Source organism: Paenibacillus sp. FSL H3-0310, from assembly GCF_038002785.1.
In the GTDB taxonomy this organism is placed as follows: Bacteria; Bacillota; Bacilli; order Paenibacillales; family Paenibacillaceae; genus Paenibacillus_AQ; species Paenibacillus_AQ odorifer.
The window spans coordinates 2,700,196-2,721,615 of the sequence record NZ_JBBODC010000001.1; the positions used below are offsets into that span (position 1 = coordinate 2,700,196).

A 21,420-nucleotide genomic window follows, 5' to 3' on the forward strand; every position below is an offset into this window, starting at 1 on the left:
TCCCTTTTTTTTTACATGATTTCGCGAAAAAATCACACATTTTTTGCAACCTTAATTGGATTCATACCGTGTCATTTTTATCCGATATTGCTTAGGAGTATCACCCGTATATTCTTTAAATAATTTGCAAAAATAACCTTCATTCACAATTCCTACTTCCTCACACAATTCCAATATAGAATAATCCTGAACATTTAACAGCTCGAGAGCTAATTGGATTTTTTTACGATTGATGTAGCTGATAACGCCTTCATTCATTGTTTTTTTGAATAAGCTGCTAAAATACGATGGAGCTAAATTCACTTCCTCGGCAATCGCCTCGAGCGTTAATCGCTGTTTCAGATTTTTCTCTATAAACCGCATAGCACTCATGATTTCTATACGATGCAAAAGTTGGCCAGCGTGCACATATTCAAAGGTAAAGTCGCCAATATAGGCAAGCTGCTCCCGAAAGGCTAAAAATTCTATAGGAAACTCTGCTACTTCCGTGGCTAACTTGTTCCCCGATTTAAACTTCACAATAATGTCTCTGTATAAGTCTCTTAGCATAGGCGCCATGATGGACTTATGGATTTTATGGTCCGTAACAAATTGGTTCAGATCAGCAAATGCTTTCTCCAGCTCTTCCTTGGAAACCTTTCTTTTCACCCCAGCAAGAAAATCAGCCAATTTCTGCTGAACTTCTTCTTTTCTGTCATTATGGTACTGGAACCGATGCATGGGTGTTTTTACAACTTTCTCTGTATGATAATAGAAATCATCACTCACATTTTGTGCTTCCGTGTAAGCTTGTTTGATGGATTCCCAGCCTCGGTGCGGACCTCCAAAAGCGACGGATACTCTTTGATTCAAATATTGATGCAAATGGGAGACGATCTGCCCCCCCAATGTCTGGCAATCATATTCCGTTTCCAGATCACTGCGATTATTTTCCCAGGATAGAAAGCCAATAAAACGATTATCGGATAGATCCGCAGCTACACCACTGCCACCATTCATCACCGTTTCTTCGATTATATTTGTAATCGCATACCTCAATATGTTCTGATCAGACGCTGAATAATCATTTCGGAAACTTTCATACATATTCATCTCGACAATGAAGCAGCGATAGTTGGCTTGAAAGAAATGAAACTGCATACGATTGGCAAAATCTGATGCCCGATGAGAAGGGATTTCACCTCTGATAAGCTCGTTAAAAAATTGTTTGCGGACTCGATATTTATTTTCAAGCACGGATACGTTTAAAGATTGAAATTCCGCTTCTTTTTTCTTAACTTCATTTAAAATCCCGGCTGCCTTATCTAAAGCTCGATCCAAATCCGCATCTCTGAGCGGAACCTTAACAATGTACTCCAATACGTTGGCTTGAATAGCTCTCTGGGCGTATTCAAAGGATGAATAAGCGGTCAAAAGAATGAATTGGGTATGGGGAAGCTTTGGCTTTAGCTGCTCAATCATGGAAATCCCATCCATTCGCGGCATGACGATATCAGATATTACGATATCCGGCTTAAGCTTTACGATCTCCTCTATCCCCTTCAGCCCATTATTCGCTTTTCCCACTAAATGAAATCGCTTATCCCTAAGGGAGCGCTCGTGAAAAAACAATTCCAATCTCTGAATGATTAGATCTTCATCGTCAACAATGAAGCAGGTGTAGTCTCTCATCATCATGCATCTCCTTTAAACAAGCCTGCTGGGAATAAGGCGCGAACCCGGGTTATTTCCTTAGGTATGCTTATGATTTGGAGCCCGAACTGTTCTCCGTAGTGAAGTCTGATTCGGTCATGAATATTATTTAACCCGATTCTTTTCCTTTTCAATTCCACATCCCCCGGTTCTGAAATTAAAATATGCTTTATTTTATCAGTTGGAATTCCCTCGCCCTGATCAACTACTTCTATGATGACGTTGCCACCCTCCCTGTACGCATGAATAGTAATAGGGCCTTCGATCCCCCCTCCGTTATAACCATGGAAGATACTATTCTCCACAAGGGGCTGCAACAGCATTCGAAAAACCGGAAAATCTATTAGCCCTGCTTCGATATTTTCGATTAAGTGGAAGTTTCGGTTATAGCGGATGTTCTGGATCGCGATATAGTCTGATACATTTTGCAATTCCTGACGCAGTGATACCTTCTCCGAAGCGTCGGCTATCCCATATTCCAATATTGAAATGAGAGACTCGATCACCACATCTACTTTCTCTATTTGTCCGAGTCGTATGACATTGCTGATAGAACCAAGCGTGTTATACAGAAAATGAGGGTTTATTTGAGACTGCAGCACTTGAATTTCCAGCTTTCGTTCAAGTTCGTTATGAAGCTCTGCTCCCCGAATCAGTTCCACAATTTGCTGTAGCATACGATCGAATGCTCGGGAGAGATCTCCAAACTCATCATTTCGGTTAATCGATATTGTAGTTGTGAGGGAGCCTTGCTCCACCCGCTTCATTTTTGTTTTGAGTGCATAGAGCGGGTTCCTTATATATTTGGCAATAAAGAAGGAAACGAACAGACTTAAGAGAAAACCAGCAGCTAGAAGCTCGATATAATAGGTTTCCAATCTGGATAAAGCAGCTTTCAAGCGTGATTCATCGTTGATTGAGATGATGGTCCAGTTGAATTTTTCAGTCGGTTTTTTTAGAAGGGAGACTTGAATCCCCTCCTTGGTGTGCAGTTGAAGGTTTGTTTCTGTAGTATCCAGAATTTCTTCTGCTGACGTTTCACCGATTGAAAAAGTATGATCTTGAACATTCAGGGGGCCTTTATTTTCCGAAAATCCGGCAATGATTTTTCCCGATGCGGTGATTAGAGCCAAATTCATTTGTTCTTTTTTATTAATCTTGAACAAGGTATCTTCAATGGCATTTAGATCTAAATCTACTGCAATGGCCATAGGAAACGGAGCACTGTTCAGATATCGGACCATCGTAACTGTCCAGCCGGAATATTTAGATTTGTAAGGATCACTGACAAATGTAATCCTTCTATTCTTGTCAGCTGCATCAAACAATGGTTCTCTTTCAGCTAAAGGTTCATCAAATATTCGGGTAGGTGTACTTCCGCCTAGAATAGATAAATCGCTTTTGATCAAATAAATATTACTGACGTAATTACTGTTGAGTTCATAGAGCTCTCTTAATTGCTTTTTAATCACGTCCGGATTGTCAATGTTGGCTTTCACCGATGACTCGACCGAGAACAGCATCGTCTGGAAGGAGGAAAAATTAACTGTGAAATACTGATCAATCTTATCAAGTATTTGGTTGGTATAATAAATGTCAGAGGTTCTAATTTCCTTTTGGACATAACGATAAGACAATTGGCTTATCAAGATTATGCAGCTTAACACAAATGCAAACACGATAAAAAATAGTTTTAAAGGCAAGCTGATTCTTCTTCGCATCGATCATCTTCCTTTTAAATCTGTAATAAACAAATAATAGCATATGATAAGAAGAAACGCCTTCGGCGTCCTTTTTAAGGACGATAAGCGTTTCTTCGAAAAATAGAAGGATAAAGCATAAAGTAAAACTTACACTTTCTTATATTTCAATAAAGAGAGGGGCTAATTATAGCCGCTCTCTTCGTTTGATTTACTTGATTAAGCCTGCTTCTTTAAATTGCTTGATTACTGAGTCTTTATACTTCTGCATGTCAAACTTAGTTTCCAATGTATTGAGGAAATTGTCCCAGTTCGAAAGAGGTTCTTTGCCAGTCATAAATTTGACCAAGCTTTCATTAATGTAGCGTTGGCGGTCAGCAGCCAATGAATCGTTCGGGTCTTCAGTCAATAAATTCCCGGGCAACGTAGCCGCCACGTATTTCTGATTGTTCTCAAAAGCTTCTGCCGTCTTCGGATTCTGGAAGCTGAAGTACTCAGCATCATCACCACGACGCGGCATTCTATAATGATCGACCCATAAGTACTTTTCTTTCATTTCCTTTGATAATTCGGAGGTTTTATTTTTGATCTTGCCGTCTACCAAATCCCAATGAATCCCTTTAATTCCGTATGCAAAATTTGGATATGCTTCTTTGTCCGTAAAGAGATAATTCAGCATGGACAAGATCCGAATGATTTTGTCCTTATCCGCTTTCTTGGATATGGCCCATGAATTGCCTTGGAACGATTTTCTCTCTACAATTTGATCACCATAAGGACCTGTCATTGGAGGAATGACGATCCATTCCGGCACCTCTCCACTGATTTCTTTCATTTTTTGCTGATAATCTGGTTCCAGCCTGCGGGCATCTCTTATCATAAAGCCAACTTTACCCTTAAATAGCTTTTGGTCCAATAAATCGGGAGTATTCATCGTCACCCAGTCTGGATCTACAACTTTAGCTTCCATCATTTTATTGATATAAGCGAGCGCTTCTTTCATTTTTGGGTCGGTAAACAGGAACACCGGTTCATTGTCTTTCACATCAATGGCTGAGGGAGGATTGACTCCAAACATCCACATCAAACTATCGAAGCCATAGGTTTGCAGATTGCCTTCTTTATTCATACCGCCTATGAATCCGTACGTATCATTTTTGCCATTGCCGTCCGGGTCTTTCTCTGTAAAGGCTTTCATAACTTCAAATAGCTCGTCAGGTGTTGTTGGCACTTCCATATTCAGCTTTTTCAGCCAATCATTACGGATAAAGAAGCTTCGACTAATACCGTTTACGTTATCATAACCTGGAACCCCAATGGTTTTTCCCTGATAGGACATCGCCTCCCAGGAGTCGTTGCTAAAACGTTTCTGCAGTTCAGGGAATTGATCCAGATACGGTGTCAAATCCGCAAGAACGCCTTGGTCATAATATTGCGCGAGATCAGCCCGGCTCTTTAAAAAGATCAAATCTGGAATATCTCCGCCAGCAATGAGCGTATTTAATTTAGTCGTTGCTTGCCCTGATTGAGGAATCATCATTTCCAAGTCGATATTTACTGCTTTCTCCAACATTTGGCGTTGGATATCTTCTTCACGGGGAGGAATCGGAGCAGCAGCATTGAAAGTTCCTTGGTTAAACATCGAAATTTTCAATTTGGTTTCAAAGGGACTAGACTGGCCTTGTGAATTACCCGAAGCTGTCGATGTAACCTCTTTTTGTTCCCCACAGCCTGACAATACTGTTCCCACACCGACCATTGCTGTCAGAATAGCAAATGTAATCGCTTTACGTTGCATAATGACCTCTCCTTTGCTTCTATATTATCACGGTTTCCCCGTAACAACTCAGGTTGGAATATCTTTTTAACCTTTAACCGATCCCAAGAGCACACCTTTGGTAAAATGCTTTTGCATAAATGGGTAAACGATCAAAATCGGAACTGTAGTCACGACAACTGCTGCCATTTGTATAGCGAACGTACTAACAGCTCCGGTATTGGCAAGCGAATCAGCACTTTGTGTTGCGACGTTAAGCAGGATGTTGCGCAAGATCACTTGGAGCGGCATTAAGTTGGAATCATTGATATAAACAATAGCATCGAAGTAACTATTCCAATGCCCGACTGCGTAAAATAATGAAATTGTGGAAAGGACGGGCAAGGACAGAGGTAAAATGATCCGCCATAACGACTGAAGTTCACTTGCACCGTCTACCCTCGCTGATTCCTCGATTTCAGCAGGCAATTGCTCGAAAAAGCCTTTAATGATCACCAGATTAAATGCACTAATGAGATTTGGAATGATCAATACCCACGGACTGTTTAGCAATCCCAGAGAGCGGACTAGTAAATAAGTCGGAATTAATCCTCCCCCAAACATCATGGTAAAGACAATGAATAGTAAAAATGGGCTGCGACCCGGCAAATATTTTTTGGATAACGGATATGCTGCGATTACCGTAAAGAACACATTGAGAGCAGTGCCTACAATCGTTCGAAACAATGTGATTTTATACGCCTGCCCAATACCATGAGAAATGAATACTTCTTTATAGGCTAGAAAGGTAAAGGTTTCTGGTATAATAACAATTCCTCTTCTTAGCACTTCCGATTCTGGCGTTACTGAAACAGCAACCACATATAGAAAGGGTAGTAAGCAAAGTAGAGCTAGCAAAATAAGAATAAAATAAACGAATGCTTGCCAGACCTTTTCTCCGATTGTCAAATTGATCATTTTGATAACCACCTCACCAAATTTGCCCATCGAATTTTTTGGCGAGCTTATTCGCTGCCAACACTAAAACAAATCCGATGACCGCTTTAAATAATCCCACAGCAGTAGCCAAGCCAATCTTAAGTCGCTCGAGCCCTTCACGGTATACCCATGTGTCGATAATGTCGATCTTCTCCTGATTAAAGCTGTTGGCAAACATGAATATTTGGTCAAAACCAGCATCCAGAATATGGCTTAATTTAAGGATCAGCATCAGAATCATCACGCCTCGAATGCCGGGAAGTGTTACATGCCATAGCTGTCTCCACTTGGAAGCGCCATCAATTCTAGCCGCTTCATATAAGCTTGGATCGATTCCTGCTAATGCTGCAAGGTACAATATCGCTCCCCATCCAATATCCTTCCATATTTCAGATAAGATGATCAGCAGTCTGCCCCAGGCAGGTTCCGTTAGGAATGAGATGGGTTCAACTCCAGTTTCCTTCAAGATCATGTTAAAAAGACCATCCCCTGGGGCTAATAATGCCACCATCATTCCATAAACAATGACCCATGATAGAAAGTGGGGTAAATAAGTGATCGTTTGAACGATTTTCTTAAACCATTGGGTATAAACTTCATTGAGCAGCAAAGCAAGTATGATAGGAGCTGAGAAACCGAACAACAGCTTATACAGGGATATGATAATCGTATTTCTCATGATGTCCCAGAAATAAACGCCGTTCATAAAATCTGTAAAATTTCTAAATCCCACCCATGGGCTATCCCATAGTCCCAAAGCTAGGTTATAGTTTTTAAAGGCAATAATGATTCCCGCCATAGGAATGTATTTGAATACGGCAAAGTAAACTAATGCCGGGAACAAGAGAGCGTACATCACTTTATACTTTTTTATCGTCCTTATCCATGAGTTCCGCTTTTTGGGGAGGGGAATGGCGTCCGCTGCCAATTTTGCTTGCATATCATCACCTCGTCTTTATTTGTATTTGTATAATAGCATCCCCCTACTGGATAAATTTCTGTAATTTCAAGAATTTCTTATAAGATATTAAGTAAGTACAGCCCTGGATAATTCCAATGCAATAGGCATGATTGTCTTGCATTAAAGCTCGTACAATAACTCTGGCTCGAAAGTTTGAGTATAGACCAAATACAATCCTGAGGACCCAAACAAAAAAAGCCCTAGAAAAAATTGGGCTTAATTTAATGAGTCATGTTTTTTATATAATGCATCCACGTATTTTATTTTCCATTACTAAAAATAATCACCACATCATCAACCGTCGCTGCATGCTCTTCCATTAGATGAATGGGATAAATCAATAATGCTTATGACTGGGCTAAAATTCCTTTAACAAACAATGAGACACTATGCTTGTAGAACTCTTCCTCGGTGACGAATTGGGATTGATATTGCCGGTGAATCAGCTCGCTCATCTGAAATCCGTAGCACATCGAGAGAAAAGACATTGCGACAAGACGCTCATCCTGTCTGGCGATAACTTTTTTCTTCTGCAAGCGTTCAAAATATTCAACCAGCAAGGAGTGAAGCTTCGCCGGCGGATCGGCGAGCATTCTGTCTAATTCGGGAAGCATTCCTTTGTCGCGGATGCCAATCAAAATGATGTCCGCATTTTTATGGAAAAACAAACGGTACTGCTGACTTACATTCAGCAGATCGACTTCCGGATTATCGGTCGCTTCCTCTTTTAACAGCTTCTCAAATTGCGGAATATCCGAATGTCTTTCAATGATGGCTTCCAATATGCCTTGCTTGCTTCCGAATTGCCGAAAAATCGTAGATTCATTGACTTTAGCTTCCGTTGCAATGGCTTTGGTGCTTACTCCCCGATAGCCATTCTTTTTGATGAGCTGTGTCGCGGCTTCAATGATTCTGTCTGAAGTTTGCATTGTATTTCTCCTTTTGCATATGTTAATCCTATTCTACTACAAGTTTTGCATATGCAGCAGGGTTGGGGTTCATCATTTTGATAAACGTTTTTTAAGGCAAATCGCTTCTTTTTTCCCAGCGGCTTGGTTCCGTAATCTTGACATGATCAGGCACCAATTGCGTGAGCGTGCCTAATTTATCAAATGTAATCTGGATTCGGTCAGAGGGCAACAGCCATTCTTCGGTCTCGATTGCGCAGCAATCCGGTATCGTCCCCATTCCTATAATCGTGCCCGGGAGCGGCGTGAAAACTTTGAGAACCTCCTCCATCACTTTTGCAGGGTGTGCAGCATACTCGGATGTGCTCCCCTTCCAGTGCAGTCTCTCCCCGATGCATACATTCACATCCAGTACCAGCGGATTGTCGATTTCATCCGGCGTAACCAGAAATGGCCCTATTCCTTTGCTGCGATCAAAATCTTTGCAGCGCGTCGGTCCGGTCAGCCCCTGGAAGTCCGGCCATTGCACATCGCGGACAGTACTGTCATTAAAAATAACATAACCTGCAATGCAGTTCTCCATCCCTGTAACAAAGGCCAGCTCCGGCTCAATATCCAGGTAGGAAGAATACGAAGGCCAATGAATCGTATCTCCATCGCCAATTAATGCATTATGGTTACATTTGTAATAACTGAAAGTTACTTTGTTCGGATCTTGCTGGAATTTTTCAGCAATTTTTTGTTTAAGCTCTTCTCTTTCCGGCCCTGTATATTCTCTTTGCAGCAGATTTACGCCAGCATTTCTCAGATGTCTTGGTGTCAGTCCGAAATCGATAAGCGCAGCCGGATTTGGAACTGGCGGCAGCAGGTTTACCGCTACAATCGGGCAGATTTCATTTTCATTAAATTGATGCGACTGTTCGACCGCATATTGCATTAATTCCTTAGCGGCATCATAACTTGCCGGTAAATAATGAAGATAGCTGTCCATACTTTCAAGACTGTCAACGAATGTTCCCTGCTTTTTCATGATTGCGGCAAAAGACACGACAAATTTCTCGTTAATTACAAGCCCAAACAAAGGTTCCTGGGATGTCTTGGTTTGAAAGGTTACTAGTTTCATGTTGCAGCGCCTCCATCCATGTAGTGTGATGTTGTTCTGTTACATCATATTACATGGAACAAATGCATGCAAGTACATGCTTGCAATTATGTTTTCCACTCTCTATAATAAAGGCATGCTTTACCCCAAAAACATATACGTAAAGGAGAATTTTTATGAAGTATGGACGTATTATCCAAAAACCTCGCGTTAAATTTTTTGAAGTCGCAGATGGCGTCTTTGCTGGTATTTCGCCGTATCGTGGGATCAGTTGGGCCAATGCCGGATTCATCAACAAGGGTGACGGGCTGGTGTATGACACGTTTTTCGATTTGTTCCATGCGCGGGAAATGCGGGAGGCTTTTATGGATGTAAGCAACGGCGGCTCTCCCGCATATGTGGTGAACTCGCACTATAACAGCGACCATGCCTGGGGAAACAAAGTGTTTGAAGATGCTTGTATTATTATGCACAAGGAAGCCTCCAGAGAGCGTCTCACCGAAAATATCGCTTGGATGGACAGCGTCATTAGAAGAGGAAAGAATTCTCCGGAATCGACTCCGGGCGAGCGGTTTTTTGCAGCGGAATTTGAAGGATTTGACCTGGAAGGCGTAGAATGGGTGCTCCCGAATATTGAGATAAAGGACGATATCAACATCCGTCTTGGCGATACGGAAGTTATGATTTACAACGTAGCTCCAGCCCACTCTGATAGTGACTTGCTGTTGTGGATGCCAAAAGAAAAAGTGCTGTTCGCTGGCGATGTCGTGTTTAACGGATGTACGGCATACAGTGAAGAGGGAACCCTCAATTGGGTTAAAGTGCTTGATCGCATTATTGATGAAATTAAACCCGAAATCGTTGTTCCAGGACATGGCGCCATATGTGGCCTGGAATTCGTGAAGGAGCAGAGAGAATACCTCCTAAACCTGATTAGCGAGTTCAACAAGCATTATAATGACGAAATTGATTCCTTGTCTCTGACCAAGCAAATGGATATTTCCCGCTTCCTTCATTGGATTCAGCCAGAACGCTTGTATGTTACAGTGGATATCCTATTGAAAAGCAAACGAGGGTTACCACCCTTTCCAATTTGGAACGAGGTGCCTGCTAAGCTGGAAGACATGAAAGCTTTTTTGGCTGGAAAATATGGCAATCAGATCAAGCCATGGGACCCTATGAGTGTTTGGCAAGAATAGCAATTTACAGCTAACCTATGAAAAACAAAAAAACGGCCCTGTCGCAAATGATGCGAACAGCGGCCGTTCTTTTGCATTGTTCCATGGAATTAAAATCGGTGCTTAGAAACGATTATGATAAAAAATGAAGAAGGACTATGGTTTACTAAAGGGGAATCCCCCCAATTGGATGGGAGGAGATTCCCGTTGTTGTTGTATTTATTATTCCAAATAGCCTTCGGCAAGTTTCATTAGGGTTTCTTTGCTTACTTTATTTAGGTCACCCCGTAAAGTATAGGCGTATTTCACCTTTTTGTCTGGGCTCTCGTATACCCATTTCAGCTCGTGCGTCTGCGAAGGAGCAAATTCTGTATGCAGCATTTCTACTCCCTTCACTTGAACCTTCTCCTGCTTAAATTCAACCTTCTCGTCAATATACATTGTAGGATCGCTCTTTCCACTCAGATTAGTGATATCAACCCCGATTTTATCTTCGCCATTTTGATACGTAGCAAAGAGAAGGAAAAACTGATCTGTCATTTCAACCGGCATCATGGCATATCCCTGATTGGATTCTTCCGCCTGCCTTCTCAGCTTTTCTGCCATTTTCTTTTTTTCTTCCGAAGAAGGAGGATTCACTTCCTGAGCATTTTTAAAGATTACGTCCGCCTTTTGGAATGTATAATTTCCATTGATGTTGTCTGCGATCTTAATGGATTTATCCGTAATCTTATCGCGCAATTGAGATGGATCATGGAAGATCGTCAACTTTGTTCCAAGATCTGTTTGATGATTCGGGTTATTGGCAACCATATAGAACAGCCCAGCTTCCCCGTTCTTAAGCACCTTTTCCTTCAGTTCAAAAAATGCCTTGAACCGCGCTGCCTCATCTTTCGATTCTGTTTTTTCGTAATCTTTCGTCGATTTCGTTTCATATACGACTTTGCCATCCTTATTGGTCAAAGAATGATATTGAACTGCCGCATAACCCGTGGATGCCATTAACATCATCCCTACACACGCAGTCAGAACAACTTTATATTTCATAAAAAACCTCTCCTTTTCTTTTGGCTTAGCATGTAATATTCTCATTACTTTTCCTGTCAAGTCGGCGTCGGGAATGCGCGGGTCATCAAACAGTTTTTTCAAATCCCGATCCCTGTCCATATTCATACACTCCCACTCCCTTCACTTGAGCGTAATACTTTCGAAATTTTGCAGATGTACGTTCGTACCTTTTACGAAGGCTGGCGCTGCTTTTACCGAGAATCAATCCGATCTCCTGATAGCTTTTATCCTCGACACAACGTAAGATTAACAAATTACGCTCTTCCGCCGATAATTTTGCCATGGCCTGATGTACAGATTCATCAAAATAGTTGGCTTCAATATGCAAATCGACTTCATTATTTTCTTTCTCATCTTGGTAAAAGAAAGGCAAATATTTCACCAACTTTCGCTTACGGAGGATGTCGATACATTGATGGTAGGCAATCTTGTATACCCAGGCGCCAAAATCCATCTGATATTGGGTATATTTTTTCAAGGTGCGGAAGGTCTTCAAAAATACCTCCTGTGCGTTTTCCTCGGCTTCGGCATAATTGCCCAGCATGTGATAACAGTAGAGAAAAATCGGCTTTTGATAAATCTCCATGATTTTCTCGAATTGTTCTGTGTTCCCATCCAACACATCTGCAATGATCTGATTTAACTCCGTATCATTCAAGCTGTCTCCCCCCCTTTCACTCTATACAACGAAGAGCTCGACCTAAAATGTGACAGCAATAAAAATCATTACAATCTAAATCGAGCTTCGCAAGGAGCTTGTACGATCCTTTTCCGTAAATCACCTATCAATTTAGTGCAGTCCGCTTGATTTAATAGTTACGTTTCCCTTGTACAGCCTATCTTTTTTTAACGCTCAATCTGTCTATTTCACTTCTATATATTTTTACATATATTAACATTGTGTTTAAATCTATTGAATGGAGTGATATAAATGAGTCTTTATGTACAAAATAATACCTCTAACTATATTTGGCTTGCTATTGCTCACTATGATCCGACTTGTAGCCCTACCACTTATGTTAAAAAGGGTTGGTACCGATTAGTCCCAGGCAGAAGTTCACTTATAGTAACTGGATCATCCGCAAATCAAAGTTACTATTATTACGCGTATGACAATTCCGGAAATACGTGGAGCGGTAATTTCTACACGTATATTCCTAATGCAGTCTTCAACATGTGTTGGATAGAAAGATGCCAGGGCACAGGCTGTAACAGGGTAGGTTTCCGTGAACTCAAAGTTGGGAATTCTCAGAATTATACTTTAACTTTTACGAATAGAACCAATAATTCATCAAAATTAAGAAATGCTATATTGTCAAAAAAAGGATCTCTGAAATTCAAATTGGATAGATCGAGCATAAGAAAGTTACCCGGTAAGGTGGGTAAAATCGGTAGGGTTATTAGACCTTTGCGAGGCTTATAGAATAGGTTACTTTGAAAACAAGGCGAGGGTATAGTTTTTAGAATTTATCAGAAGCAACCTGTAGAACTGTTTCCTGCGGGTTACTTCTGATTTTTTTAAGTGAGATAGTTTAAGGAGTTGAAGTTTAGGGAAGTCGAGGTCACTAAATCATCAGTCCTCAACTTCTCCGATCATTTGCTGTTCGATTTGTTTCATCTCATAAAAATAGCCTTTTTGCCCCATCAACTCCGAATAGGACCCTGTTTCGACTACCTTGCCTTGGTCCATGACCACAATCTGGTCCATCTCTTCCAATCCGGTTAGCCGATGACAAATCAGGAGAAGCGTATCATTAGCCGCCTGTGCGTAGAGATGCTTCAAAACATGATGCTCTGTCACATAATCCAGCGATGAAGTGGGTTCGTCCAGAAGCCATACCCGTCCTTTGCGGAGCATCGCTCGCGCCAGAGCCAACCTCTGCTTCTCGCCGTCTGACAGATTCTCCCCTTTTTCATACACCATATCGGTCAACGATGTATCGGGCAGCTGCATTTTTGCTAGCACATCCAACAATTGTTCGTCTGCATGTTCTTCTCCATTCAGCAGCAGGTTGTCCCGGATCGTTCCCCGGAAGAAATGACTTTGCTGAAACACTACAGTAGCCGTTTGCCAAATGCTCGTTTCATCCAGTTCCTTCACCGAAATGCCGTTTAACCGTATATCACCGGCCGTTGGTGTTCGCAGCTTGAGCAGCAATTCGATAATCGTTGATTTTCCTGATCCACTCGGCCCGACAATCGCCGTTTTGGAACCAGGTAAAATGTGCAGGGATACATCCCTGAGCGCCGGTCTCCACTCCCCTTCATATTGAAACGTAACATCGGATAGCTCCATCGTAACGGCATTATCAACAGGCAATGTGCCACTTGGCTGCGAAGACTGCTCATCAAAGGTCTGAACTGTTTCCGTCAGTCGTTTGGCTGCGTGTTCGCTATCCTCTTTATACGCGGGTAATGTGGCCATAGCCGCCGCTTCTTCAAATACGGTTTGTGATGCCATAACCAGCATGGCAAGAAATACGCCTGCAAGCGCTCCTTCCATAATTAAATAGGCGCCAAGCGTAAGCACTCCCCAGGAAACGAAAAACGTAACAAAAGTGTGCATCGATTGCCCGCGCAGCAGTTGCCCGGCTGCTCGTTGCTGCTCAGCTGCCAATACAGTGGAAGCATGCTGGAGATGTTCCTCCCGCTGTGCCAATTGACCATATACTTTTAAATCCCGGAAACCGTACAACACTTCGGTAACTTCCGTGGACAGCTGCGCCCTCTGCTCACGAACGCGTCCATGTATTCTCCGCTGCCCGAGTAACACAATTCCCGGTACAACGAATGCCGTTACCAGCATACCTATTACAAACAAAACGGCAATCCAGATCGAAAAGGTAGAAGTAAACAGCACCGTAGCCAAAAACACCATGACGACCATGATCGGAGGATAAGCGACTCGCAAAAAATAATTTTGCAAACTTTCCACATCCCCAACGATCCGCGCAAGCAGATCCCCGCTTCGATTTTTGTTCAATATACCAGGCGTTAAAGGAATAAGCTTGGCAAAAAAGGATGTACGTAAACGGCTAAGCATGGAGAATGTCGCCCGGTGAGAATACAAGCGTTCTCCATAACGACTCGCCGCCCGAAGCAGACCCAGCAGTTTGACCATGGAGGTGAGTACAATTAAAGTATAAAGCGGTGGCGCAAATACCGTTTGCGAAATCAGATATCCGCTCGCAGAAAAGAGTGCCACACCGGCTATGCCGGCGATAAATCCACCCAAAATCGAAAGAATGATATCCTTGCGCTCCTGAATCATCGCCTTTGACAGAACAGCCAGTTCATTCATGAGGATATCCCCCCTTTCCGCTCTACATCAATCATCTCGGCATACTGAGGCAGGCGCTCCAGAAGCTCGTCATGTCGTCCCGAGTCCACCAACACTCCATTGTCCATAAACAAAATCTTGTCGGCTTGTTGAATCGTATATAATCGGTGAGCTACCGTAATCATTGTAGCCGTTTTTGCCAGTTTGGTTATGGAGCGTTGCAGTACCCGCTCGGTGTGCAAATCCAGTCCAACTGTGGGTTCATCAAACAAAATGATAGCAGGACGCTTCAAAAAAGCGCGTGCTAAGGCAAGCCGTTGCTTTTCCCCACCAGACAGTCCCCGGCCTCCTTCACCAACAAAGGTATCAAATCCATGCTCTAATTGGGCTGTAAGCGCAGCGAGTCCTGCTTCTTTCCCCGCCCGCTCAATTTCTGCTCTGGAGATGCTCCCACGAGCACCAATCGCAATATTTTCAGAAAATGTGCCTGCAAAAATATACGGATGCTGTGTAATGTAGCTAACATGTTCGAACCATTCGGTTTCATCGTATTGCGAGAGTGGACTTCCATTCACCAGAAGCGTTCCCGATTCTGGTTTCAGCAGACCGGCAATGAGATGTAGCAAAGTCGTTTTGCCGGAACCGCTTTTGCCAACAATGGCAATGTGTTCTCCTGGACTAAGCTGGATCCGCCCCGTCTTAAGCTCGAAAGAATCTGGAGCATACTGAAACCGGAGTTGGTCAATTACGATGGACGGCGGTATTAAAAGGTCTCCAGAATGGGTGAGTTCCAATTTGCTTATTCTGTCGGTCCTATCACCGACCTTATCCATGCTGTCGATCTCGTCGATTCCATCGGTTGTTAATGCTCCTTCAATGCCATTAGCATCCCTGCTCCCCCCTGCCGTTTCCTCAAGCATCTGTTCCACCTTACGAACCGCACCCATACTTGTCCGGCCACTGTGAAAGGCCGTTCCCGTATTCTTTAACAGGTTGTAAAACTCGGGAACGAGCAGCAAAACGAGAAAGGCGGTGTGGAACGTCATAGCTTTGAAAACGAGCAACTGGATGGCCAGTTCAAGAGCGACAATGCCAATGCTAAGCATTACGATCGATTCCAGCATGAAGGTATTCGTAAACGCAATCTTCAAAATGCCCATTGTGGCATCACGATAACCCAAGCTACTGCGCTCGATCTCCTGTTGCTGACGGTAAGCCCGTCCAAATATTTTCAATGTCACCAGTCCTTGAAGAGAATCCAGAAACGTCCCTGAGAACTCAGCCAGTTGCGCATATTTTTCTTCGGATTTGTTCTTCGTTTTCAACCCTACCAAAATCATGAACAGCGGGATGAACGGAGCAGTAAACAATAGAATGAAACCTGTGTTGGCATGTTGGATAAATGTAACAACCAAAATCAGAACCGGGATGATAGCAGCTTCCATCATACGCGGCATGTATTGGCTGAAATAACTATCGGCCTCATCCACAGCATCCAGAGCAACACTGACCTTTCCTCCCGTCTGTCCACGAAGGGTTGAAGGCATGGAGGCATGAGTCAAGTTTTGCAGCACGGCAGCGCGCATATTTGTCTTAGCAGTGGCAGCCATATGTAAGCCAACTATACCGTTTCCATAAGACAACAGTGTGCGCACAGCCATAACAGCTAGAAGTATGCCGAGCAACAGGATAACCGATGAAAATGAAGCTTTCTCGACAAAAATCCGTTGGACTGCTTCAGCAAGCAGTCCAGCCTGACTCACAATAGCTATACCAAGCGCTAGTGAAATGATTGCGAGGAGAGCCATGTTTTTCCTTTGTGAAGACATTTGTTGAGAAATCAGATTGGATTTCCTCTTCACAGATCACACCTCCTTTATCTATAGGCTTGTAGGGAAACCTCAAACATACCGTAATGGATTAATCAGCTTTATTTTTTCCCTTTAACATAATCCGCATCAAACAGGAAGAGTTTGAAGACCAGAATAAGGGATGGGATCAACAGGCATAGACCGCCGATAAACACAATAACTAACGCTAAGCCCATTGCCGGTGAAGTTGCACTGCTCTGAATCGTGATATACGGATCAAGAATATAAGGGTATTGCCCAATCCCATAAGCAAAAAAGGCACAGAAAAACTGCAACATGACGCATATAAAAGCTAATCCGTAACGGCGTCCGTTATATAATAGCCACATCGCGATCATGAAGAAAGCAACGGAAAGTGCCAGCAACCACCATAAATCCATCATATTTTGAAAATGCCGCTCATTGTGTTGACCCAAATAGATAAATGCTGTCAGTGCGAGGATTATCGTCGGTGTGCTCCAAAACAGGGCGTAGTTGCGCATCAGCTTCAACGCGGAATGATCCTCCGCCCGAGAAGCGTAAAATGTCAGAAATGAGCCGCTAATGAACAAAACGGACACGATTGCCAGTCCTACGATACTCCACGATAACGGATTGGTAAACAGCGCCCAGTAATCTAGAGAAACCGTTTCCCCCTGCTTCACGATAAAGCCGCCTTCAGACAAAGTTAGCGCCACTGACAACGATGCTGGAATAAGCAAACCTGTAGCTCCGTACAAAAAAAGATATACTATGTTTTTCTTGGAACCGTAATTTTCAAAAGCATAGAATGAACCGCGAATCGCAAGAAGAATCACCGCAATGCTTCCCGGAACAAGTAACGCGGAGCCATAATAATAGGCTGTGTCCGGAAAAAAACCGACGATGCCAATATAGAAAAAGATAAAAAATACATTTGTAATCTCCCATACGGGTGATAAATATCGGGAAATCAGACGATTAATGAGATGATCCTGCTTTGTTAAACGTGCATAAAAGGCGAAGAAGCCCGCTCCGAAATCAATGGAAGCTATAATTAAATAGCCGTACAAAAACAGCCAGAGCACCGAGATGCCAATCAATTCGTAACTCATCATTCAGTGCCCCCCTTTTCCGTAAATTGATTAGGATGATCCTTCATCCATTTCTCCATCTCAGCTTCTGCCGGATTATTGTTGAACAAGCGTCTCAGCACGATTACACACATACTGCCGAGTACGATGTACAAGAGCAATAAGGCGAAGAATATAATTCTTACATTCGGTGAAGACGTGGCAGCCTCCTCAACACGCATATATCCACGGATAATCCACGGCTGTCGGCCAATCTCTGCATAAAACCATCCCAGCTCAACAGCCAGAAAAGCGAGAGGGGCGCTCAGTGCGATGATGCGAAGCATCCACTTGTTAAGCTCATTACGCTTTTTCCAGAACACAAACAGAAAATATAGAAACGAAATCGCGAGCAGAGTAAATCCAATTCCGACCATTAAATCAAACAGATAATGAACGAGAAGCGGTGGCCATTCTTCCTTGGGGAATTCCTCGAGCCCCGTCACCTCTGCATTAAAGTCTCCAAAGGCCAGGAAGCTGAGCAGCTTCGGCAGATGAAGAGCCCCTAGAACTTCATGCTCTGCATTCAGCCATCCCAATAGCACCAAATCCACACTGCTGCTCGTCTCAAAATGCCACTCTGCCGCTGCAAGCTTCTCTGGCTGATGCTCGGCCAAAAACTTGGCAGACACATCACCGGCTAACGTGTTCAGCAAACCGAATAGTAAAACGACCGCCATCATGAGATTTAAAGATTTTTTGTGGTATGCGGACACACCTTTTCTCAGCATCGCGAAGGCTGCAATCCCGGCTAACAAGGCAGCTCCTGTCAAATAGGCCGAGCTTAATACATGGAACACTTTGGAGAACGTCGCCGTATTCAGCATCGCTTGCACCGGGTTAATCGCTGTGAATTGGCCTGCTTCCATGACAAAGCCTTCAGGTTGGTTCATGAATCCGTTCACCGTCGTAATAAAAACGGCAGACATGCCTGCCCCGGCGACAATCGGTATCGTCAGCAGCCAATGGATATACGGATTTTTGAACCGACCCCATGTATACAAATAAATGCCCAAGAAGATAGCTTCAAAGAAGAATGCGAAAACCTCCATGAATAACGGAAGTGCAATGACATTCCCAGCCAGTTTCATAAAATTCGGCCATACCAGGGCCAGTTGTAGTGAAATCGCTGTACCGGTCACGACACCAACCGCCACAGAAATGACAAATCCTCGAGACCACCGCTTTGCCATAAGTGTATAATGGGGGTCCTTCTTCCGAATCCCGATAAACTCTGCTATAGCGATCATTAGCGGTATACCGACGCCAATCGTCGCAAAAATAACGTGGAACCCGAGAGTCAAGCCTGTCACCAGCCTGCTCCATAGCACCGTATCAATTGCCATTCTTTACTGCTCCCTTCAAAACACTGTTCATTTTCTATGATTAGGCCTGCTAACTGTTGGCTGCATTCAATATCAGGTTTAGCAAGGTTCAGCGACATCGTTGCCTGTTCGTTTTAGTATGACGTTCATCGTTCTTTGCTATGTAAAAAGAGAAAAAATTCACAAAGCAAGAGTTGGCGAGCCCGATTTATCTGATACTGAGCAGTCAAAATTATAATGTGACCTAATAATTAAAATCATCTTATCTTAAATTGCAAGTAATTCAATCACAGATATCTCTTAATCCCTAAACGTTCAAGAAAGGGTCAAATCTTTCTGACAACTCAGTGAATAACACAAAAAGTACCCGAAGGAGCTATTGATTGATTAGTGCATATGTGATGTCACAAGTTCCCTCCTACTTCGATGCTGGCAAAAAAACGATATTTTCTCATTTTGAGCCGTAATATATCCCCCTTTTGCAACAAAAAAACACTGACTCAAATCATCAGTGTTTTTTGAATTAAAGCTAATTTCATCTTCGTCATGACAAATCTTGATCTGCCAATATCATTTAGTACGGCCGTAGAAAAAAGAATACCCATCTGACTTCCCAAGCTTAGTCGTCTCCGTTCCGTCCACTAGCTTGACCGCTTTCAGCAACGATATAATTTGCGTATGCATTAGCTTTGCATCAAATTTGTCCATCTCTCTGTTGTCACTATCCACGAGCAGATAGTCGGGCATTGGAATGAAACCAATCACCGGTATCCCTGCTTCAAATAAGGGCTGACTCTCTCCAAACTCAAACTTGTTATGTCCACGCAATAATACAGTACGTGTGCTATCTGTCTTTTCAATAGCCTTCAGCCAAATGGCTGCCATCATTTCATTGCCCGCATAGGTATATTCTGTACTTATTTGTCCAGTTGGACCATAGTGACCCGTATCATCGTCCTTCCACTCCATGCTGCCTAAATGCTCAATCGTAATTCCAGCTACAGCTTTTAAATGGCCATTCTTGCCATCCCACAGCTCTCGATGCCCCTCCATCCAGGTGGAAGTTGCCTGAGAGGACCCTTTGAACTCCGGTAATCTAAAATGCCCTGTCACAAAAGCAAATATCATCGTACGTTCCGGCTGCTCCTGCTGTAAGTAACGAATCATAGACAGCATGCCCACAGCGCCATTCTCCTCCACCACATTTATCCCATCCGTATGAGTATTTACGATAATTGCTTCGTCTTTATTCTTACCGTCAATTTTCACATAAAAGGATTCTGTTGGGGCATCTTTTTGTATTACCGCTTCTAAAATAACCGTACCTTCTTTATGCTCCTGAGCTGCCCTGATAACCTTTTGCCCTTCCGTTTCATTAACCCAGATCGCAGGGATTCCAGCATAATCGGTGGTAAAAGGCACATATTGCTCTTCAACCTTATCGTCAGATACCCCTTTCCAGACTAAAACAACAGCTTTTACGCCCTTTTCCTTCGCTTGCTCCAATTTAGCTTCTTTTAAAGCTGTAGTGAGGACTAGATCGCCTTCATTTGGGGTAATTTGGTTGTCCATTGGTGATGAATCCCGCATATTCATAACGATCCCACTTGGAAAATTTCTGAAATTCTCAATTTCAATGACAGCAATTTTTCCGCTGGCCTGGCCATATTCACCACGCTTCGTATACACCAGCTCCCCAGTTACACCTTTTTCGTCAGTTTCCCCGGAATAGGGAAAAGCTGAAGAGACATGAATTGCCTGCTGATCAATCATTAAAGCACTGTTCTTTTCTTCCCATCGGTCAAAAGTATAGCGATCACGATAAACTTGCAGCCCCATATCCGTTAGCTGCTGCTCCAGCCAAGCAATAAACTGATTGTGACCCTCAGAGCCGGTTGTACGGCTTCCAAAAGAATTCATTACTTCAATATCTTTGAGCATCACTGCTGCAGAATCCAATTTGCGTTCATCGATCGTCACTGTCGTATCAGCAGCTAATGCTACAGGTGTTGTAATAGGTTTCGCATAGACTCCAATACCCCAAAGTGCAGTAACGATAAGTGCAGCAATGCTGAATAACACTTTACGAACCACTAGAAACGGAGTAACTCTTCTGCTTACCTTTTGCCCCAAGAGTCCTCTCCATATGCCCGCTACGATCAGCAAGAGGATAGAAAGCGCAAGCAGCCAAAAATTTCTTGTGATTAAGAATAACCCTTCTGCCACCATCGCACTAATAAATACTACATGTAACTTCTCACGCTTCTTTAATAGTAAAAAAGAGATGCCTAATTCTGCTAACAAAAAGATAATGGTCACGATTGAGATTACCGTTTCTTCGCCAATGAATACCGTAGCACATAGTGCTAGGATCAAAAGCAGCACCACTGACAATCGTCTATATAAGATTTCTAACATGACGCCCTCCCATTTTAACTAACGATTATTTTGACATTACATTTGTAATGCCTTATGGTTTTAGCATATTG

General features: G+C 42.9%; 16 protein-coding genes. 2 read left to right on the forward strand and 14 right to left on the reverse strand.

The features are described 5' to 3' along the window. Window positions 1-51: 51 nt before the first annotated feature. The 7 genes from MHH63_RS12260 to MHH63_RS12290 all read right to left on the reverse strand — a co-directional run bounded on the left by MHH63_RS12260 (window position 52) and on the right by MHH63_RS12290 (window position 9,139). Window positions 52-1,671, reverse strand: a complete 1,620-nt coding sequence (locus tag MHH63_RS12260; protein WP_340393628.1) for a response regulator transcription factor — start codon at window positions 1,669-1,671, stop codon at window positions 52-54. Between the two features lie 2 nt (window positions 1,672-1,673). Continuing rightward, entirely contained in the window at window positions 1,674-3,413 is a 1,740-nt protein-coding gene (locus tag MHH63_RS12265; RefSeq protein WP_341143120.1) for a sensor histidine kinase, read from the reverse strand. A 190-nt stretch (window positions 3,414-3,603) separates the two neighbouring features. Beyond that, window positions 3,604-5,190: an extracellular solute-binding protein gene (locus MHH63_RS12270; RefSeq protein WP_036677074.1), complete on the reverse strand. Its 1,587-nt coding sequence runs from the start codon at window positions 5,188-5,190 to the stop codon at window positions 3,604-3,606. Window positions 5,191-5,256: 66 nt separating this feature from the next. Beyond that, window positions 5,257-6,126, reverse strand: coding sequence for a carbohydrate ABC transporter permease (locus tag MHH63_RS12275; RefSeq protein WP_036677077.1), 870 nt, complete (start codon window positions 6,124-6,126; stop codon window positions 5,257-5,259). Between the two features lie 13 nt (window positions 6,127-6,139). Next, a complete protein-coding gene (locus MHH63_RS12280; RefSeq protein WP_036677080.1) occupies window positions 6,140-7,087 on the reverse strand; it encodes an ABC transporter permease in 948 nt (315 codons plus the stop codon). Window positions 7,088-7,455: 368 nt separating this feature from the next. Then, on the reverse strand, window positions 7,456-8,037 hold the full coding sequence (locus MHH63_RS12285) for a TetR/AcrR family transcriptional regulator (RefSeq protein WP_076279708.1): 582 nt from the start codon (window positions 8,035-8,037) through the stop codon (window positions 7,456-7,458). A 91-nt stretch (window positions 8,038-8,128) separates the two neighbouring features. After that, window positions 8,129-9,139: a fumarylacetoacetate hydrolase family protein gene (locus MHH63_RS12290; RefSeq protein ID WP_076281794.1), complete on the reverse strand. Its 1,011-nt coding sequence runs from the start codon at window positions 9,137-9,139 to the stop codon at window positions 8,129-8,131. A gap of 155 nt (window positions 9,140-9,294) precedes the next feature. Between MHH63_RS12290 and MHH63_RS12295 the strand changes: the two genes are divergently transcribed. Continuing rightward, window positions 9,295-10,317: an MBL fold metallo-hydrolase gene (locus MHH63_RS12295; RefSeq protein ID WP_076126538.1), complete on the forward strand. Its 1,023-nt coding sequence runs from the start codon at window positions 9,295-9,297 to the stop codon at window positions 10,315-10,317. 201 nt (window positions 10,318-10,518) lie between these two features. On the opposite strand, the gene MHH63_RS12300 is transcribed toward MHH63_RS12295, so the two are convergent. Together MHH63_RS12300 and MHH63_RS12305 are read right to left on the reverse strand one after the other, a co-directional pair. After that, window positions 10,519-11,343, reverse strand: coding sequence for a hypothetical protein (locus tag MHH63_RS12300; protein WP_341171589.1), 825 nt, complete (start codon window positions 11,341-11,343; stop codon window positions 10,519-10,521). Between the two features lie 85 nt (window positions 11,344-11,428). After that, complete coding sequence (locus MHH63_RS12305; RefSeq protein ID WP_341171590.1) at window positions 11,429-12,022, reverse strand: RNA polymerase sigma factor; 594 nt, start codon at window positions 12,020-12,022, stop codon at window positions 11,429-11,431. Between the two features lie 273 nt (window positions 12,023-12,295). On the opposite strand from MHH63_RS12305, the gene MHH63_RS12310 reads away from it, so the two are divergent. Continuing rightward, a complete protein-coding gene (locus MHH63_RS12310) occupies window positions 12,296-12,787 on the forward strand; it encodes a DUF1036 domain-containing protein (RefSeq protein ID WP_076277361.1) in 492 nt (163 codons plus the stop codon). A 150-nt stretch (window positions 12,788-12,937) separates the two neighbouring features. Here the strand turns inward: MHH63_RS12310 and cydC are convergent, their stop codons facing one another. The 5 genes from cydC to MHH63_RS12335 all read right to left on the reverse strand — a co-directional run bounded on the left by cydC (window position 12,938) and on the right by MHH63_RS12335 (window position 21,349). Continuing rightward, window positions 12,938-14,665, reverse strand: coding sequence for a thiol reductant ABC exporter subunit CydC (cydC, locus tag MHH63_RS12315; RefSeq protein WP_341171591.1), 1,728 nt, complete (start codon window positions 14,663-14,665; stop codon window positions 12,938-12,940). Beyond that, on the reverse strand, window positions 14,662-16,506 hold the full coding sequence (gene cydD / locus MHH63_RS12320; protein ID WP_341171592.1) for a thiol reductant ABC exporter subunit CydD: 1,845 nt from the start codon (window positions 16,504-16,506) through the stop codon (window positions 14,662-14,664). The genes cydC and cydD overlap by 4 nt, the downstream gene beginning before the upstream one ends. A 68-nt stretch (window positions 16,507-16,574) precedes the next feature. Beyond that, on the reverse strand, window positions 16,575-17,591 hold the full coding sequence (locus tag MHH63_RS12325) for a cytochrome d ubiquinol oxidase subunit II (RefSeq protein WP_076126522.1): 1,017 nt from the start codon (window positions 17,589-17,591) through the stop codon (window positions 16,575-16,577). After that, window positions 17,588-18,952: a cytochrome ubiquinol oxidase subunit I gene (locus MHH63_RS12330; protein ID WP_076126520.1), complete on the reverse strand. Its 1,365-nt coding sequence runs from the start codon at window positions 18,950-18,952 to the stop codon at window positions 17,588-17,590. Before MHH63_RS12330 ends, MHH63_RS12325 begins: the two co-directional genes overlap by 4 nt. Before the next feature lie 549 nt (window positions 18,953-19,501). Beyond that, on the reverse strand, window positions 19,502-21,349 hold the full coding sequence (locus tag MHH63_RS12335; RefSeq protein WP_341171593.1) for a hypothetical protein: 1,848 nt from the start codon (window positions 21,347-21,349) through the stop codon (window positions 19,502-19,504). Between the last annotated feature and the right edge of the window lie 71 nt (window positions 21,350-21,420).